This window comes from Bartonella sp. AA1HLJMS (genome assembly GCF_042197445.1).
Taxonomy (GTDB): Bacteria; Pseudomonadota; Alphaproteobacteria; order Rhizobiales; family Rhizobiaceae; genus Bartonella.
Genome location: NZ_JBHIRW010000258.1, coordinates 1 through 836, shown reverse-complemented (window position 1 = coordinate 836; position 836 = coordinate 1). Strand labels below are relative to the sequence as shown.

Sequence of the window (836 nt, the reverse complement as noted above, 5' to 3'; positions counted from 1 at the left end):
ATTATGCTATTCAGGATGTTCGGAAAGAAGCAAGACAAGCTGCTGCTATTGGTCTAGCGGTGTCCAACTTACGTTACAATGATGCACCAGGAAAGTTAAGTGTTGCACTTGGTAGTGGTATATGGCTCAATCAGTCCGCATTTGCTATTGGAGCTGGTTATACATCTGAAGATGGAAATATTCGCTCTAGTCTATCTGTGACAAGTGCCGGAGGGCGCTGGGGTGTAGGTGTAGGATTAAGCTTAACTCTAAATTAATAAAATTCACTACGATTATTTTCAAAAACGCTCCTGTCTATACAAGACAGGGGCGAGAAGAGTTACACGATTAAAAGAACGGTTCCCACAAATAACAGTGCCAGCATTAATGTTGAAAATAAAAAAAGAGAAAATGTCTGAAGAGTGGTGTGTTTTACGCAAATTTGACAGAAGTCGTGGAGGGGGCTAGTTGGTTGTTACATGACAGTAAGCAGCGGATTAAGAAAGTTTTTGATGATGCGAAAAAATATGTAGATAAATATTTTTCTGAATCCAAGGATAATGCGATGAGTAATGGTGTTAACGAATCGAAATCCTCCACCGATATGAAGTTTGATATTTTAAGTTATGACATTAAGAGCGTACGCAAAGAGGCAAGGCAAGCCGCCGCCGTTGGTCTAGCAGTATCCAACCTACGTTACTTCGACGAGCTAGGATCTTTGAGTGTCTCATTTGGTAGCGGCACATGGCGTGGACAATCCGCATTTGCCCTTGGTGCTGGTATACATCTGAAAACGGAAAAATCCGCTCTAATCTCTCTGCCACGAGTGCTGGTGGTCATTGGGGCATAGGTGGTGC

1 protein-coding gene and 1 pseudogene are annotated in these 836 nt (G+C 42.6%); both read left to right on the top strand.

Annotated features, from left to right (window positions below; genetic code table 11):
* Window positions 1–257 (top strand): YadA-like family protein (locus ACFIQE_RS11040; protein WP_375630675.1); only part of this gene is annotated, 257 nt, incomplete at its 5' end.
* A gap of 170 nt (window positions 258–427) precedes the next feature.
* Window positions 428–836 (top strand): annotated as a pseudogene (locus ACFIQE_RS11035) (YadA-like family protein); the annotation flags it as partial.